This window comes from Paraburkholderia sp. RL17-337-BIB-A (assembly GCF_046025895.1).
In the GTDB taxonomy this organism is placed as follows: Bacteria; Pseudomonadota; Gammaproteobacteria; order Burkholderiales; family Burkholderiaceae; genus Paraburkholderia; species Paraburkholderia fungorum_C.
In genome coordinates this window covers 2744140-2761123 of the sequence record NZ_JARESY010000002.1, presented here as the reverse complement: position 1 = coordinate 2761123, position 16984 = coordinate 2744140, and the positions used below count along the sequence as shown (strand labels likewise).

The following is a 16984-nucleotide window of genomic DNA, read 5'->3' as shown; positions in this document are numbered from 1 at the left end:
GTACAAAAACACCAACGACAGGGGATTCCTCATGGATCTGTACTTCTCGCCGCTCGCGTGCTCGCTGGCCACCCGAATCGCGTTGTACGAGGCGGGAGCGCAGGCTGGGTTCATTCAGGTCGACACGAAGTCGAAACGGTTGTCGGACGGCTCGGACTTCTATCCAATCAGTCCGCTCGGGCAGGTGCCGGTGCTGCGTACGGACGAAGGCTGGCTGTTGAGCGAAAACACCGCGATCCTGCCTTATGTGGCCGATCGTTATCCGGCCGCACGGCTCGCGCCTGCCGTGGGCACGGCGCAGCGCGCGCGGCTGCAACAATGGTTGGGTTTTATCAGCACGGAGTTGCACAAGGCGGTGTTCGTGCCGCTACTCGATGCGCGTGCGCCTGAAGACGTGAAGCGCTATGCGCGCGACAAAGCCTCGTTGCGGCTGGGCGTTCTGCAAGATCATCTGGCGCAAAGCGAATATCTGCTCGATGGGTTCAGCGTGGGCGACGCTTATCTGGTCACCGTGCTGAACTGGGCGTCGTATGGCGGCATCGATCTGTCACAATGGCCGACAGTTGCTGAGTACTACAAGCGATTGATGCGGCGCCCGAGCGTCGCCAAAGCCGCAGCGGAAGAAATCGCTTTGTTTGAGGAAGAAGTGGCGAGGCGCGCGAAAAGTTGAGGACAGGTTACTGGCTGCGCGATTAGTCGTCGCCGTGCAGGCAGAAGCGGCGCCCCGGAATGTGTGACACGACCGCCTGGGCGATTTCGAGTGGTGTGCTTTCCGCAGGCACCACGCGGCGGCTCGATTCGGGGGTGTGCTTCATGGTCCATTCGACGAGTCTGTACGAGCGTCCCCACGGAGGCTGCAAAGGGTCTGAGACCTTGCACGAGTGGATCTGGCGCACCCATTCGTTGCCGGGCATCGCACGCAAATGCTCGAATACCGTGTCTTCCACCATCGTTTGACTCCTTCTTCGCAGGCATGCTGTCCATCTATCGGCGCGTCGGCGACATCCCTCGAGAAAAAAAGCGCCGCCGATGTTCTGGCGGCTCAACAGGGGATGTTGTGCGTCATAGTTACAGGTAAGAATTAAGCCAAACTTAAGATCGCGCTCAAGTCCGCGCCGGCCGACGCGGCCGCGCAAGGCCGCACGATGGAAGAGGCGAACGGGTGATGTACCGGGCCAAACACAGTGGCCGCAATCGCATCGAGGCATTGGTGAAAGCGGGCCGCGATAACGCGGCATGCTGACCGTCGCTAGTGGCTTTTCGTTTCACGCATCCGGCGGCACGCCCAGCAATTGCAATGCACCGCCGGTGACCCCGCTAAACACCGGGCCGGCCACCGTCCCACCATAAAATGCCTTGCCGGCGGGGTCGTCGATCATCACGGCGACGATCAGCCGCGGGTCACTCATCGGCGCCATGCCGACAAATAGCGCGCGGTAACGGTTTTTCGCGTAAGTCGATCCGACCTGTTTGCGCGCCGTGCCGGTTTTGCCGCCGATCCGATAGCCTTCCACCGCTGCGGCGCGACCCGTGCCGCCAGGGCCGGTCGCCATTTCGAGCATCGAGCGGATCGCGCGCGCGGTGGCGGGTGTCGTGACCGCGTGACCCTTGTCGCTGGCCTGCGTCGCGGTGCCAACGTCCGCGTTTCTATCCGCGGCTTTGGACGCGCTTGTGGCCGGGTTACTGTCCGCGTTTGTTTCTTTACGCAACAGGCTCACCTGATGCATGGTGCCGTCCCCGGCATAGGCGGTGTAGACCTGCGCGATCTGCAGCAACGAAGTGGACAGGCCATAGCCATACGCCATGGTCGCCTGTTCGATCGGGCGCCAGCGTTTGTACGGGCGCACCTTGCCCGACGCGACACCCGGAAAGGTCAGCTCGGGCCTCAACCCAAGTCCATATTCCTGATACTTGTTCCAGATCTTTTCGGCGGGCAGGTTCAGTGCGAGTTTGGCGAGTGCGATATTGCTCGACTTCTGCACGGCTTCGGCGACAGTCATCGCGCCATGATTCGACGTGTCGTGAATCACGGCCGGGCCGATCTTGTACCAGCCCGGCGCGGTATCGATGACGCTTTGTGGCCGTACCTTGCCCTCGTCGATCGAGAGGGCGACGACGACTGGTTTGATGGTCGAGCCCGGCTCGAAGGTATCGACCACCGCGCGATTGCGCAGTTGCCGCCCGGTGAGACGGGCGCGGTCGTTTGGATCGAAGCTCGGATAGTTGGCGAGCGCGAGAATCTCGCCGTTGCGCGCATCGAGCACGACCACGCTGCCGGCTTCGGCGTGATGTTTGGCAATGGCGTCCTTCAGTTGTGCGTAGGCGAGCTGCTGAATGCGCCGGTCGATCGTCAGGTGGATCGTGTCGCCGTTTTGCGCAGGCACGAGCGGACGGGTCTCGGACACCACCCGGCCCAGCCGGTCGCGGATCACTTCGCGCTGGCCCGGTACGCCGAGCAGCTGCTCGTTGGCGGCGAGCTCAACGCCTTCCTGACCGTTGTCCTCGATATCCGTGAAGCCGACCACGTGCGCCGCCGATTCGCCCTCCGGGTAAAAGCGCTTCGAATCGGCGATCTGCGTGATGCCGGCGAGGCCCAGTTTGTTGAGGTGGTCGGCGGTGTCGGCATCCACCTGGCGCTTGAGCAGCACGAAGGTCTTGTCGCCATTCAGACGCCGGCGCAGTTCCGCCAGCGGCAGGTCGAGCAGTCTGGAAAGCGGCGCGAACGCGGCTTCGTCGAGCAGCTTGGGCGTGGCCCAGATCTCATAGGTCGCAAGGCTGACGGCGAGCATCGAACCATTGCGATCGACGATGCGCCCGCGCGTCGCATCGAGTTCGATGGTGCGCTGATAGCGTCTTTGCCCCTGATCGACGTAGAAGTCCTGATTGACCACCTGCACCCAGAACGCGCGCCCCGCCAGCGACACGAACGCGCCGAACACCAGCAGGACGACAAGTTTCGAGCGCCACATCGGCAGGCGCGCGGCCAGCAGCGGGTTCTTCGCGACGGGCGCGTACGGATCGTGCGACTGCGACTTCTTCTTTTGGATCATGAGTGCGGTGAGCGAACAGCGATGCGTGGCGAGCTGGAACCGGTGATGCCGGTGGCTGGTTGCGCGTGACTGCCGAGCGTGCTCCTCGAGTGAAGGCCACACGCGCGTGGCGTGCAGCGGGATTAGCTTGCGCCGCCCGAATCGGCGGCGGTGAATACCTTGAGTTGCCAACGAAACCGCACGGCCAGCATGCGCACCGCGAAGCCGCCGGCCAATACCACGATGGAGGCCGGCCCCGGCTTCACGCCCCAGGCTTGCAGCGCGACATACAGCGCGCCCGCGCCGAGCGCGATGCTCGCGTACAGCTCCTCACGCAGCACGAGCGGCATCTGATTGCACAGCAGGTCGCGCAGCATGCCGCCGCACACGCCGGTGATTGCGCCGGCCAGCACGACAATCGTCGGACTCACGTCGAGCGTCGCGGCGACATCGCAACCGATGACCGTGAACGCGATCAGGCCGAGTGCGTCGACCGTGACGAACAGCCGTTGCCAGTTGCGCAACCATTTCGCGCTGGCCGCGGCACTCGACGCCGCCCCGATTGTAATCAGAACGTAATCTGGATGCGAGATCCATGCAAGGGGATAGTGGCCCAGCAACACGTCGCGCACCGTGCCGCCGCCGAGCGCGGTGACGGTGCCGACGAGGCACAGACCGAAGCGATCCATGCCGCGGCGCATGCCCATCAATGCGCCGGACATGGCTTCGGCGACGATCGCAAGCAGGTAGATGAGATGGAGCAACATGACAGCGGGCCCTGGATGGCGGCGCTCGCGAAAGGAAGGGCTCTGCCTGGAGCTTGCCGCGAGGCGCGCGTTTGAAAGCGGCCATTATCGGAAGCGGCGCGTGCTGATGAAAATGCCTTAAGCCGAATTCGGCGACGCCAAATTCGGCTTAATCTGGTTGCGGGATTGGGCGTGGCAAGCGTTCGCTGAATGGCGAGGGCCTTCGTCCTGGCGTGGCAGACGCAGACATAGGTGCAGGTGCAGACGTAAGTGCAGGTGCAGGCGCAGGCGCACGCACTTGCACAGATGCGGACACCGGCCACCAAAAAAAGCCGCGCGTACTTGGAAAATCCGCGCGGCTGTTTCGTTCGATTAATGCGTCGACTCCGACGCGGCGTGTTAAAGAGGCGCTCTCTGCCTGTCGAGCGCCTTCTTTTTACTGCCTTCTTTTCCCGGTGTCCCGCTGGGCAGCGGTAAGTCCGGTGTCGTGCCTGCTGATTGGCTTCTACTTCAGTCGTCCGACAGCGATCTACGCGAACATGAAAGCGTTCAACGTGAGCCGCATCGGCGACTTCAGGTTCCTGCCCAGCAGCAGCTAGCGGCCTCAGGCCGGCAATGCGAAGCTCGAGATCGCCTCGCGCAGCACGCCCACCTGGTCCTTCAGCGAATGGGCCGCGGCAGCGGCTTGTTCGACGAGCGCGGCATTCTGCTGCGTGACCTGATCCATTTCGCCGACTGCGCGATTGACCTGTTCGATGCCCGCGCTCTGTTCGCGCGACGCGTGGCTGATCTCCTCGAGGATTTCGTTGACGCGGCGTACCGACTGCACGATCTCGCCCATGGTCGAACCGGCATTGGCGACCAGCGACGCGCCGGCGTCGACGGAATGGGTCGACGTCTCGATCAACGCCTTGATTTCCTTCGCCGCCGTGGCCGAGCGCTGCGCGAGGCTGCGCACTTCCGCGGCGACCACTGCGAAGCCGCGTCCCTGTTCGCCCGCGCGCGCCGCTTCGACGGCGGCGTTCAGTGCGAGGATGTTGGTCTGGAACGCGATGCCGTCGATCACACCGATGATGTCGCCGATCTGCCGCGAGCTGCTGGTGATTTCGCCCATTGTGCGGACCACGTCGTCGACGACGTGGCTGCCACGCGTGGCCACATCCGCGGCCTGACCGGCGAGTTGTGCCGCTTGCAGCGCGCTGTCCGCGTTCTGCTTCACGTTGACCGTCATCTGATCCATGCTCGACGCCGTTTCGACGAGCGCCGCGGCCTGTTCTTCGGTGCGCTGCGAGAGATCCGTGTTGCCGGCGGCGATTTCGGTTGCACCGATATTGATGTTTTCGGTGCCGAGGCGCACGCGCGAAACCGTATCGACCAGACCGGCCTGCATGGTGTGGAGCGCGTGCAGCAGACTGCCGGTGTCGTTTGCTTGCACCGGCACGCGCGTGGCGAGGTTGCCGCGCGCCATTAGTTGGGCAGCTTCGACCGCGACTTCGAGATTGCCGCCGAGCGTGCGACGGATGCTGCGCAACACCAGCAGCATGACGATGGTGGCGATTGCGCCGAGCGTCACGGTGATGGCGAGCCAGCGCAGCAGATTAGCGTAGAACGCGTGCTGCACGTCGTCCATGTACATGCCGGTGACGATGTACCAGTCCCACGGCGCGAAGTGCATGGCGAAGCTGGTCTTGGCGACGGGTTTGTCGCTGCCCGGTTTGGACCACAGATAGTCGACGAAGCCGCCGCCGTCGTGATTGCCTGCGTTGACGATGTCGACGAACAGATGGTTACCGGCCGGGTCGGTGTACTGTGCCAGGTTCTTGCCGACCATGTCCTGCTTGATTGGGTGCATCAGCATGACGGGCTGCGAGTCGTTGACGGAGATGTAGCCGTCTTTGCCGTAGCGCATGGCGGCGAGCGATTCCAGCGCCTGCTTTTTGGCGTCGTCTTCGGTGATCGTGTGTTGTTGCGCTAGCGTGTAGTAGCGGTTGGCGATGTGGTTGGCCTGGTCGATCAGCGAGGTGAGCTGATCGCGGCGGTCCGAGATCATCGACGCGCGGTTTTGCCATGCGCCGAAGCCGCCGATCAGGATCAGGCCGGTCCACAGGACCGCGATCATTGAGGCTAGTTTTTTGTTCAGGGTCATAGCGGTGGGATTTGCTGTTTACTTTCGCTTTCGCGAGGGGGCGGGCAGGGTGTTGCGCTTTTACTCTTTCACTCTTTCACTCTTTCACTCTTTTGCTTTTTCGCTTGTAGCGGTGGCTTGCTGCTTACTGTGTTTACGGCGCTGTTTCTTTGCTCTGCAGGGAAGGGGAAACCCGGTGTTTATTTGTCTGATTAAATGAAGATTTCTTCCTGCTTGGTGCTTATTGGCTGTTTGCCTATGGTGTTGGCCTTTCCTTGAATTGATATTGGTCTATTAGCGTCGCCCCTGTGCGGGGCGGCACTTACTTTCTTTGCCGCCGCAAAGAAAGATAAGCAAAGAAAGCGGCTCACCCCGCCAGCTCATAAGCGGGTCCCCCGCACAGTCGCGGTAGCGGTCCATCTGGAATCCGTGTTCTCGCGCATTCGGCGTGAGTGGCACAGCAGTCATACTTCCGGCGGCGCTGCGCGCGCCGAAGGGTCCTTCACAAAACCAATGGTTTTGGAGTGGATCGCCGCAGGGCACTTCATAAAACCAATGGTTTTGGGCGGATCGCCGCAGAGTACTTTCAACATCCGTGAGTGTTGGGCACGTCGGCGAAGGGCGGTTCATAAAACCGTTGGGTCCTAGGCGCCTCGGCGAGGCTAAGCCGATAGTGCGCACGACCCGCAAACAAGGCCCGTGGTTTCCTATGTAGCGCCATTTTCGCCGAGGCGAAGCCGACGGCCCCACCACGCCCAAACGAAGCCATTGGTTTCCGTGATGAACCCGTCCGGCGAGCACGCGGTGCGAGACGGGAAGTATGACTGCCTTGTCACCAGGGCTGAATGTGCGAGGGCACAGATTCCAGATGCACCACTACCGTAGCTGTGCGGGGGACCCGCTTATGAGCTGGCGGGGTGAGCCGCTTTCTTTGCTTATCTTTCTTTGCGGCGGCAAAGAAAGTAAGTGCCGCCCCGCACAGGGGCAACGCTAATAGACCAATATCGATTCAAGGAAAGGCCAACACCGCGAGGCACACAGGGGCAACGCTAATAGACCACTAACATAATTAATTAAAACCCCGCCTGAACCAATAAAATACAAAAAAACCAAATAAACAAAACCAATAAAAAAACCAAAAAAGACACCCGAATAAAGATAAAACCAAAACCCCACCAAACCCAAGCCCCCGCAGGGCCCAAATCACATTCCTCCACACAACGCCAAAAAACACCAAAAAGAGAATCCCCTGCATGAAATGCAAAAAACAACACATTTCCCCACTTAACAACAACATCAGAAAACCCAAACAAACCCTCAACAACCAATAAAAACATTTTCCGTTATAGTCGCCATTTTCCAGCCGCCCGCCGGGCAAAAAAGAGCCTCAATAAGCCCGCCACCAGGAGTAAAGAAAATGAACGCCCGCGAACCCGCATTCATCTCCGCTTCGCGCAGCGCACGCCTGCGCCAGATGCTCGTCAGCAACGAACTCGAATTCATGATGGAGGCCCACAACGGCCTCTCCGCCCGTATCGTCTGCGAAGCCGGCTTCAAGGCGATCTGGGCTTCGGGCCTCGCGATCTCCGCCCAATTCGGCGTGCGCGACAACAACGAAGCCAGCTGGACGCAAGTCGTCGATAACCTCGAATTCATGGCCGACGCCAGCGATCTGCCCATCCTCCTCGATGGCGATACCGGCTACGGTAACTTCAACAACGTACGCCGCCTCGTGCGCAAACTCGAACAACGCGGCATCGCAGGCGTCTGTATCGAAGACAAGCAATTCCCGAAAACGAATAGCTTCATCAACGGCGAAGCCCAGCCGCTCGCCGATATGGACGAGTTCTGCGGCAAGATCAAAGCCGGTAAAGACTCGCAGTCGGATGAAAATTTCTCGATCGTCGCCCGCGTCGAAGCACTCATCGCTGGCTGGGGCATGGACGAAGCGCTGCGTCGCGCGGAAGCCTATCGGCAAGCCGGCGCCGACGCGATCCTGATTCACAGCAAGCTCTCGCGCCCCGATGAAATCCTCGAGTTCGCGCGCGAATGGGCCGGCCGCGGGCCGCTCGTCATCGTGCCGACCAAGTACTACAGCACGCCCACCGAAGTGTTCCGCGAGGCAGGCATCAGCACGGTCATCTGGGCGAATCATCTGATCCGCGCGGCGACCTCGGCCATGCAGGCCGTCGCCAAGGAAATTCACTCGAGCGAAACGCTCGTCAACGTCGAAGACAGCATCGCCGCGGTCAACGAAATCTTCCGTCTGCAAGACGCCGACGAATACTCGGAAGCCGAAGACCGCTATCTGTCGAGCGGACGCGTGGCCGGTGCGGCCATCGTGCTCGCGGCAAGCCGCGGCAAGGGCCTCGAAGCCGTCACGGAAGACCGTCCGAAAGTCATGCTGCCGATCGCCGGCAAGCCGCTGTTGCGCTGGCTCATCGATGCGTTCAAGAAGCAGAGCGTCAATGACATCACCGTGGTCGGCGGTTATCGCGCCGATGCGATCGATACGGCGGGTATCAAGCTGGTCGTCAACGAACGTCACGCCCAAACCGGCGAACTGGCGTCGCTAGCATGTGCGGTCGACAAGCTTGCGGGCGACACCGTCATCTCGTACGGCGATCTGCTGTTCCGTAGCTACATTCTGCGCGACCTGGTCGAGAGCGAAGCAGCGTTCAGCGTCGTGGTCGATTCGTCGCTGACCGACGCGGAAAACGCCAGCGTGCGCGACTTCGCATGGTGTTCGGCAGCCGACGATCGCGGTCTGTTCGGCAATAAGGTCACGCTGCGTCATGTGTCGAGCGGGCAGGAGGCAACCTCCGCGATCGCTTCGCAAACGCCGCATGGCCGCTGGGTGGGTCTGCTGAATGTACGTGGCGAAGGGCGTGAGCGTCTGCAAGCGGTCATCGCCAAACTGCAGGCGCGCCCGGATTTCGATTCGCTCGATATGCCCGCGCTGCTGAATGCGCTGATCGAAGCGGGCGAAGCGATCGAGGTGCAATACGTGCATGGTCACTGGCGCGGGGTGAACGATCTGGAAGACTTCCGTCGTGCCGGCGATTTCGCGCATGCGCAGGCGCCGTTCGCGGCAGCGGTCGATAGCGGCGCAGGCAAAGCGGACGCAGCCAGCGGAGCCGCGCAATGATCGAGGCGGCACAGTTTGTCGAGGCGGCGCGCGAACGCGGCTTCGACTGGTACGCAGGCGTGCCGTGCTCGTATCTGACGCCGTTCATCAACTACGTATTGCAGGACGAGTCGCTGCATTACGTCTCGGCCGCCAATGAAGGCGATGCGGTCGCGTTGATCGCGGGCGTCACACTCGGCGCGAAGAACGGCCGGCGCGGCATCACGATGATGCAGAACTCCGGCCTCGGCAATGCCGTGAGTCCGTTGACCTCGCTCACGTGGACCTTCCGTTTGCCGCAATTGCTGATCGTCACGTGGCGTGGGCAGCCCGGCGTCGCGGACGAACCGCAGCACGCGCTGATGGGCCCGGTCACGCCCGCCATGCTCGAGACGATGGAAATTCCGTGGGAGACTTTCCCGACCGAAGCCGACGCGATTGGCCCGGCGTTGGATCGCGCGATTGCTCACATGGATGAAACCGGCCGTCCGTACGCGCTGGTAATGCAAAAGGGCAGCGTGGCGCCGTATGAGTTGAAAGACAGCGGCACGCTCACGCGCCGTGCGCCGGCCGCGCCGCATTCGCAATTCCACGATGTCGCGGCGAGTGAACTGGCAACGCGTCACGACGCGCTGCAGAAAGTCATCGCGCACACGCCGCTCGAGTCGACGGTGGTGCTCGCGTCGACTGGATTTTGCGGCCGCGAACTCTATGCAATCGACGACCGTCCCAACCAGTTGTACATGGTCGGCTCGATGGGTTGCGTGACGCCGTTCGCGTTGGGTCTTGCGTTAGTGCGTCCTGACCTGCACGTGGTCGCGCTCGACGGCGACGGCGCCGCGCTGATGCGCATGGGCGCCTTCGCGACGCTCGGCGCGTACGGTCCGTCGAATCTCACGCACGTGCTGCTCGATAACGGCGCGCACGATTCGACCGGCGGTCAGGCGACGGTGTCGCCGCAAGTATCGTTTGCGGGTGTCGCCGCGGCGTGCGGTTATGCGTCGGCGGTTGAAAGCGACGACGTCAACGTAATCGACGAGTTGTTCGAAGCCGCGCCGTCGCCGCGTGGCCCGCGCTTCGCGCGACTGGCGATTCGCCGCGGTACGCCCGATGGCCTGCCGCGTCCCACTATCACCCCGCCCGATGTGAAGACGCGCCTGATGCGTCACATCGGCGCCGCTTAAGGAGTGCGCTGATGTTGCTGCTCAATCCCGGCCCGGTGACGCTCACCGAACGCGTCCGCAACAGCCTGTTGCAGACGGATCTGTGCCATCGCGAAAGCGAATTTTTCGACTTGCAGGAAGAGGCGCGCACCCGTTTGGTCGATCTGTACGGCCTCGACGCAAATGAATGGCAAGCGGTCTTGATGACCGGCTCGGGCACCGCGGCCGTTGAAAGCATGACCGCCGCGCTGGTGCCGCAAAACGGCAAGCTGCTGGTCGTCGAAAATGGCGTGTACGGCGAGCGGATTTCGCAGATCGCCACGCAATACGGTATCGCGCATGAGTCGCTGAAACACGACTGGATGCAGGCGCCGGATCTCGCGAAGCTCGTCGAACGCCTCGACGCGGACAAAGCGTTCACCCACGTCGCCGTGATTCATCACGAAACCACGACAGGTCGTCTGAACGATCTGCAGGCGCTCGGCGCGCTGTGCCGCGAACGCGGTCTGCGTCTGCTGGTGGATGGCGTCAGCAGCTTCGGCGCCGAAGCGATCGATTTCGCCGACGCCAGTCTCGACGCCGTCGCGGCGACCGCGAACAAGTGTCTGCATGGCGTGCCCGGCGCGTCGTTCGTGCTGGTGCGGCGCGCGGCGCTCGCGCAGGCGGCGAGCCGCACGTATTACCTGGACCTCGGGCGCCTCGCGCGTTTGCAGGATCAGCGCAATACGCCGTTCACGCCGTCGGTTCATGCGTACTACGCGCTGGTCGAAGCGCTGCGCGAACTCGCCGACGAAGGCGGTTGGCAAGCGCGCCATGCGCGTTATGCCGCGCTCGCCGAGCAGGCTCGCGCGGGCCTGGCGGAGCGGGGCATCGGCAGTGTGTTGGCGCCGGAGCAGTCGTCAGTGGTGCTGCGCGCGTATCGCTTGCCGGACGGCGTGGCGTATCCGCAACTGCACGACGCGCTGAAGGCGCGCGGTTTCGTCATCTATGCCGGTCAAGGCGGCTTGTCGGCCGAACTGTTCCGCATCTCGACGATGGGCAACATCCACGCCACCGACATCGACCGTCTCTTGCAAGGCTTTACCGAGCTGACGCGCTAAAGCGCGCGCCGCGCCGGTTTGCTGCGGGGCTTTTTAGCGAACCGATGCGCTTGTCCACGCACGCCGCCGCCTTAACTCACGGGCGCCGGCGTTCCGCGCGCATGCCCTCCATTTGCCACGCCGCCCGCGTTCACACCGGGTCTTTGTCCGGCGGTCCATCGGGCCGCTGCGGCTCCTCGGTGTGATGACCCGGCGATGGCGGCACCAGTGGGTCGGCTTCCGGGTCGCGGTTCGGGTCGGCGTTCGGATCGGGAATCGGACTGGTATGCATGTCGTAGCTCATTGCATCACCTTCTGGTTGAGAAGCGGCTGAATCAAGCGTAGTCGATCCAGCACATTACGCGGCCCTTACTTTTTTCGCGCGGCGGCCTACGCTCAATTGCCAGTAACGTTCGGCGGCGAAAATGTCATCGTAATTGCCGGCGCCGAAAGCGCGCAGCTGGCTTGCGTAGGCGTTGACCGCCTCCCATTTGAGCTGCGCGCGGCGTGGCGGGTCGATCGTGTGGCCCGCGCTCGGATACGCCGGTGTCGCCACGACGCCGCGTTGCGCCAGGTCGGCAAGCCGCGCCTGCACGACACCGGGCGTGCGGCGGTGAATCGCGTCCTCGTAAGCGAACCACGTGAGATGCGACAGGCGCGGCAGGATTTCGCAGCAGGCTTCGAACACCAGCGCGTGGTCGTCGTGATGCAGTCCGAGCGGCATCAGCAGCGTGTTGGCCGTGGTGCGGTAGATAGTTTCTTCGAGCGCCGCCGCCAGCTTGCTGATCGACGGTGAGTCGAAGTATTGGCCGTCGCGAAACGGCATACGTAGCGGAATCGCGTCGAGCACCTCAAGCGCGAGGTTGTCTTCGAGCGTGCGGGCGCGGATGGCCTGATGGGCGCTCGTGAAACCCGACTTTTCATCCCATTCGGTATACATCTCCTGCTCGGGCGGCGCGGCGAACACCGTGCAGACCGCGGCGTCAGGATGCGCGGCGAGTAACGCGCCGCAACTGAAGACGGCGTCGTCGAAATGGGGCGACACGATGAAAAGGCGTGGAGTGGTTTCGCTCATGGGACGGGTGATGGTTTCGAAACGCGCGGACCGCATTCAACGCTTCAATGTGGCGCGCGACAGGCTTGCTGGATTTGCGGCGTCACATCAGCTTAGGCGGAATTGGCGCGGCTTGCGCGGCCGATGTGAGGCGCGCAAGCGGTATGCCTGGGTGGGTGGATTGTGCAGAAACGTCCCGTAGAGGCTCACCGTCCAGCATTCTGCGGCTCCCGAACTTGCTCACCTTCTGCGAGCGTGCTGATGGGTGCATGACGGTATGCTTCCTCTGCACTTAACCGCTTATGGGTGATTGGTTAATTAGCTTAAGCGCTCATATGTGAGTGGTTAAGCTGGGGGTGCGCGGCCGTGCCGACTTGTTTGCGCGACCCGCTATCTGTTCAGATATTGCAAGTTAAAAAAATACCTGGAGGCGCTTTACAGCTCACCTGTGAGCGCTAATATGCTTTAACAGCTCACATGTGAGCGATTACGGAATTATTTATTGACCGGACAATCGACGCGCGCGGATAATGACGCCATTACCGGAACGGGCCGTAGCGCTCCTATGGACACGTTAAAGCAGAAAAAACGCTCACAAGTGAGCGTTAAGCATTCGCGGCATCCGCTTCCGCCGCCCGTCGCAAGAGTGCTCAAGAAGCTGGGTGCCGACCTTGCACTGGCGCGCCGCCGTAGAAGGCTGACTCAGGCATCGCTGGCTGAGCGTATCCAGACGTCGGTGGCCACGCTGCGCCGCATGGAGCAGGGGGACGACCGCATCCCCATCGGAATCATTGCACAAGCGTTTCTAGTGCTCGGTGAGTTGGACAAAATCAACGGGCTGCTCGACACCGCCGCTGACGGCATCGGACTGACTCTTATGAACCAGCAGTTGCCGCAGCGCGTTCGCAAAAAACGCGTCACGCCCGAATCGGGGGCGCTATGAAGCGGCCGGTTTTGCAGCAGAGCGTCAAGGTGGCACTCGGGCAGGCCGCGTTTCCGGTCGGCGTCCTGACTTTCAACAAGGACGGTGCACGAGAAAGCTCAACGTTCGCCTACCACGAGGCCTGGTTGACTTCGGCAGACGGTTTCGAGATTTCGCCTGACCTGCGGCTGGTGGACGGTTATCAATTTCGCAAGCCTTCATCCAGAGAGGACTCGATTTTTCCCTTCGCATTTGCGGACACCGAGCCTGATGGATGGGGATGCCGGGTCATCGCGCGTGACCACGCGAGGCGTCGCAAGTCGGCACAGGAGAAAGGCGAGGAAGTTCCGCGCGCCGGGCTCACGGAGATGGACTACCTGCTGGGTGTCGACGACATGAGCCGCATCGGCGCACTGCGACTCGTGGACGAGGGCGGCAACTACCTGCGCACCCTCGAAGAGGGCGGCCGCGGCACGCCGCCGCTGCTCGAACTGGCCCAACTGATCGGCGCCACGCGAGCTGTCGAAATGAATAAGGAAACGGAGGCGGATCTGAAGTACTTGCGCGGCCGCGGCACATCTCTCGGCGGCATGCGACCCAAGTGCACTGTTTTTGACGAAGATGGACATCTGGCCATCGGCAAGTTTCCGAGCATCAAGGACGACCGCAGCGTGACGCGCGGCGAAGTTCTCGCTCTTCATCTAGCCGCGACCGCGGGTATCACGGTCGCGGCGTCGCGTATTGTCATGTCGGAAGACGTCCCGGTGGCACTCGTGCGCCGGTTTGACCGTGTCGCGCACGGAGGCCGGATTCCGTACCTCTCAGCGGGTTCCATGCTTCAGGCCTCACGGCAAGACGACCACGCCTATACCCAGATAGCTGACTGCATCGTCGCGCGTTGCGCTGACCCGAAGCGCGACCTTGAGGAGCTGTGGCGGCGACTTGTGTTCAATTTGCTTATCACCAACGTGGACGATCACGTGCAGAACCATGGTTTCCTGCATGTCGAGCACGGGCAATGGCGGCTCGCGCCGGCGTTCGACATCAACCCGTTCCCGGATAAGGATCCCGAGTTGAAGCTATGGCTGAATGAGGACTACGGCCCGGTCGACTCGATTGAGGCCGTGGTGAACGAAGCCGCTTACTTCAGGCTCGGTGCCGACGGCGCCAAGCGTGTTCTCGGCGAAGTCTACAGCGCAGTCAAGGACTGGAAACGTGTCGCGAAGTCCGCGCCGGTTGGTATGACGGACCGCGACCTCGATGCTTTTGAACCTGCGTTCGAGAACGAGCAAATGGAGGTGGCGGCAAGGCTGCTCTGAGCACACGATGCGCCGCGCCTCGAGCGGGAAAGCTACGCTCCCTCGGCCGCCAGCGCCGCCGCGCGGCTGAACGCCGTCACAATGGACGCCACGACGTCTTCGCGCAACGTGGCGTCCGCCATTCCCAGCGCATACGAGGGATGCCAGGCCGGCACGATCAGGCGCCCCTCGTGGGCAATCGTTTGACCGAGGTACTCGGACAGATTGACGTGCGCGCCGGTCAGCGCTCTCAGCGCGGTTGCGCCGAGTGTGACGACCACGCGGGGCGCGATTCGCGTCAGTTCTTTTTCCAGCCAGTACTGGCAAGCCTCCACTTCGCGCCGCACGGGTGTGCGGTGGACGCGCGCTCCGTCGAGCGTTTCCCATTTGTAATGCTTGACGGCATAGGTCAGATACAGCGCCTGCCGCTCCAGACCGGCGCGCGCAAGCACGGCGTCGAGCAATTGGCCGGCCGGCCCGGTGAAGGGTTCGCCGTGCTGGTTCTCGTGCTCGCCCGGCTGTTCACCGACCACCATGATCGCCGCATGGTCGGGCCCGGCGCCCGCAACCGCCTGTTTCGCATTGCGCCATAACGCGCAGCGCCTGCAAGTGGCGAGCGGGCCAGTGGGTTCCCGCAAGGGCGGCGTCATCGCCGAATACTCGACCGGCGGCGTGGGCGGGACGGTGATCGCCGTGCTCTGCGCGCCCAGCCGGCTGCGCTTGCGCGCCAGGTGTGCGGGCAGCGGTGGACCCGCGGGCGGCATTCTCCAATAGCGCAACGGCACGGGCGAGGGCTGGGCATTGAAGGCGCTGGCGTAATACGCGAGCCAGAGCGCCTCGGTGGGGGTGCTGGTGACAGCTTCGCCGGTCATGGCATTGGCCGTTAACGCCTGCGAGGTCTGCTCGTGTTCCTCCACTAACGGCCGGCCGCTGCGCAGCAGCATGCCGTTCCAGAACACCGCGCCGTGCGGCGTGGCCAGCATCCACGTGGATTCGCCCATGCGGGCGGCGAACCGCGCGGCGGCGCGCTCCAGCAGATCATGATGCGGCTCGTACCAGCCGACGAATTCGGGTGGCCCCATCGACGGATCGCGACGTCTGAACAACGTGAGTGTCAGCAAATCGTCGGTTTCGTGTTCGACCGTGTGGATGCGTTGATCGAGCAGCGCGCCGTCGGGGTCGTCGAGATCGAGGACCTTGCGCTCGCCATGCGTCCAACGCCATAGGACGCGGTACACCAGCGACCAGCGGTCCGGTGCGCGAAAACACGCAGCCGTTCTGAGCCACGAGAGCAGTTCGCGCGGAATGGCGAGTACGCCGGCAGTGCTTGTGGCGACGTTGCCCGCGGCGGTGCGGGTGGACTCCGCGTCTGGCTCGCCGGTGGCGCTCGCGCTGGCGAGGCTGCTGGAGAGACTTTCAACCGCAGCCGTTGCCGAAGATTGCACAGCGTGCCCTACACCCGCATCATGGCCAGCCCCCGGGCTTGCAACCGCAGCCTCGCTTCCGGACTCAACCCATTCGATCCGTGACGGCTCGACACCTTGCCGCAGCAGTATCCGCGCGGTGCGCCGCCATACGGCGAAAGACGGTTCGATCGAAATGCGTTTCATGCTGATGCGCCGTGGATGCACGCAGCGTGATGCGCCAACCCATGCGGCTAAAATACTGTATGGATATACAGTATGCGCCCGAATGCAGGCCTGGATCAAGCCTGGCGGTCATGCCGATACCGCAACGTGACGTGCCCTTGTGTGCACTGCATGGTTCAGCAAGATTGCACCTGACAGATGCGCTAAAAGATGCGCTAAAGCTAAATGTTGCGCAGATCTTCCGGCGTATCCACATCGCGCAGAATCCCGGGGTCGTCGACATCGAGCCGCGTCACACGCTGCGACATCAGCAGCGCGCGTGCGCCGGTGTCGCCGTCGAGCGCCATGAGGGCGTCGCGATGTTCGATGCCGAAGCCGACCGGATGGCCGCGCTGACCTTGATAAAACGGCGCGACGATCGAAGCGCCGCTGTTGAGCGCTTGCGCCACCGCTTCGATCGTCGAGGTGGCGATGCGCGGCATGTCGGCAAGCGCGACGATCCAGCCCTCGGCGTCGTCGCTGGCTTCGATGCCGACGGCGAGGCTCGCGCCCATGCCACGCTCAGCAGTGGCGGCGAATACCACGTCGCAGCCGGCGTCGTTCAGGAGGCGTGCGAGCGTTTCCGCGCCCGGCCGCACCACGGCCAGCACGCGCGTGACGACTTTCAGCAGCCGGTGGGCGGCCTCCTGCGCGACCGGCGTACCGTCGGGCATGCGGGCGAGCAGTTTGTTCTGCAGGCCGTCCGGGTCGAAGCGTGAACCGAGACCGGCGGCGAGCAATATGCCAGTGGCGAGCGAGGCGTAAGCCATGAACGGGCATCGGTAGAAAAGATAAGGCCGATTGTGCGGTGCA

15 protein-coding genes are annotated in these 16984 nt (G+C 62.7%); 6 read left to right on the top strand and 9 right to left on the bottom strand.

The window, feature by feature from the left end; all coding sequences use genetic code 11:
• The first annotated feature begins 31 nt into the window (after positions 1-31).
• Positions 32-670, top strand: coding sequence for a glutathione binding-like protein (locus P0D84_RS33045; protein WP_408343648.1), 639 nt, complete (start codon positions 32-34; stop codon positions 668-670).
• Positions 671-692: 22 nt separating this feature from the next.
• On the opposite strand, the gene P0D84_RS33040 is transcribed toward P0D84_RS33045, so the two are convergent.
• The 5 genes from P0D84_RS33040 to P0D84_RS33020 form a co-directional block, all read right to left on the bottom strand.
• Entirely contained in the window at positions 693-950 is a 258-nt protein-coding gene (locus tag P0D84_RS33040; protein ID WP_087753734.1) for a DUF2866 domain-containing protein, read from the bottom strand.
• 315 nt (positions 951-1265) lie between these two features.
• Positions 1266-3050 (bottom strand): peptidoglycan D,D-transpeptidase FtsI family protein, encoded by a 1785-nt coding sequence (locus tag P0D84_RS33035; protein ID WP_408343645.1) that lies wholly within the window; start codon positions 3048-3050, stop codon positions 1266-1268.
• A gap of 122 nt (positions 3051-3172) precedes the next feature.
• Positions 3173-3796, bottom strand: coding sequence for a trimeric intracellular cation channel family protein (locus P0D84_RS33030; protein WP_408343643.1), 624 nt, complete (start codon positions 3794-3796; stop codon positions 3173-3175).
• 583 nt (positions 3797-4379) lie between these two features.
• Positions 4380-5921: a methyl-accepting chemotaxis protein gene (locus tag P0D84_RS33025; RefSeq protein WP_408343641.1), complete on the bottom strand. Its 1542-nt coding sequence runs from the start codon at positions 5919-5921 to the stop codon at positions 4380-4382.
• Positions 5922-6973: 1052 nt separating this feature from the next.
• On the bottom strand, positions 6974-7237 hold the full coding sequence (locus P0D84_RS33020) for a hypothetical protein (RefSeq protein WP_408343639.1): 264 nt from the start codon (positions 7235-7237) through the stop codon (positions 6974-6976).
• Between the two features lie 80 nt (positions 7238-7317).
• Between P0D84_RS33020 and aepX the strand changes: the two genes are divergently transcribed.
• The 3 genes from aepX to P0D84_RS33005 are packed head-to-tail and all read left to right on the top strand — an operon-like array spanning position 7318 to position 11290.
• A complete protein-coding gene (gene aepX, locus P0D84_RS33015; RefSeq protein WP_408343637.1) occupies positions 7318-9048 on the top strand; it encodes a phosphoenolpyruvate mutase in 1731 nt (576 codons plus the stop codon).
• Positions 9045-10211, top strand: coding sequence for a phosphonopyruvate decarboxylase (gene aepY / locus P0D84_RS33010; protein WP_408343635.1), 1167 nt, complete (start codon positions 9045-9047; stop codon positions 10209-10211). The genes aepX and aepY overlap by 4 nt, the downstream gene beginning before the upstream one ends.
• An 11-nt stretch (positions 10212-10222) precedes the next feature.
• Positions 10223-11290 (top strand): 2-aminoethylphosphonate aminotransferase, encoded by a 1068-nt coding sequence (locus P0D84_RS33005; protein WP_408343633.1) that lies wholly within the window; start codon positions 10223-10225, stop codon positions 11288-11290.
• Positions 11291-11420: 130 nt separating this feature from the next.
• On the opposite strand, the gene P0D84_RS33000 is transcribed toward P0D84_RS33005, so the two are convergent.
• Together P0D84_RS33000 and P0D84_RS32995 are read right to left on the bottom strand one after the other, a co-directional pair.
• The gene (locus tag P0D84_RS33000) at positions 11421-11573 is read right to left on the bottom strand and encodes a hypothetical protein (RefSeq protein ID WP_165614491.1); all 153 of its coding nucleotides are present in this window, start codon (positions 11571-11573) and stop codon (positions 11421-11423) included.
• A 54-nt stretch (positions 11574-11627) separates the two neighbouring features.
• Positions 11628-12344 (bottom strand): PIG-L family deacetylase, encoded by a 717-nt coding sequence (locus P0D84_RS32995; protein WP_408343631.1) that lies wholly within the window; start codon positions 12342-12344, stop codon positions 11628-11630.
• A gap of 481 nt (positions 12345-12825) precedes the next feature.
• On the opposite strand from P0D84_RS32995, the gene P0D84_RS32990 reads away from it, so the two are divergent.
• A complete protein-coding gene (locus P0D84_RS32990) occupies positions 12826-13266 on the top strand; it encodes a helix-turn-helix domain-containing protein (protein WP_408343629.1) in 441 nt (146 codons plus the stop codon).
• A complete protein-coding gene (locus P0D84_RS32985; protein WP_408343627.1) occupies positions 13263-14564 on the top strand; it encodes a type II toxin-antitoxin system HipA family toxin in 1302 nt (433 codons plus the stop codon). The genes P0D84_RS32990 and P0D84_RS32985 overlap by 4 nt, the downstream gene beginning before the upstream one ends.
• Positions 14565-14596: 32 nt before the next feature.
• Here P0D84_RS32985 and P0D84_RS32980 read toward each other — a convergent pair whose 3' ends face one another.
• Positions 14597-16153 (bottom strand): UdgX family uracil-DNA binding protein, encoded by a 1557-nt coding sequence (locus tag P0D84_RS32980; protein WP_408343625.1) that lies wholly within the window; start codon positions 16151-16153, stop codon positions 14597-14599.
• A gap of 200 nt (positions 16154-16353) precedes the next feature.
• Positions 16354-16941, bottom strand: a complete 588-nt coding sequence (locus P0D84_RS32975; protein ID WP_408343623.1) for a nucleotidyltransferase family protein — start codon at positions 16939-16941, stop codon at positions 16354-16356.
• Positions 16942-16984: the final 43 nt, after the last annotated feature.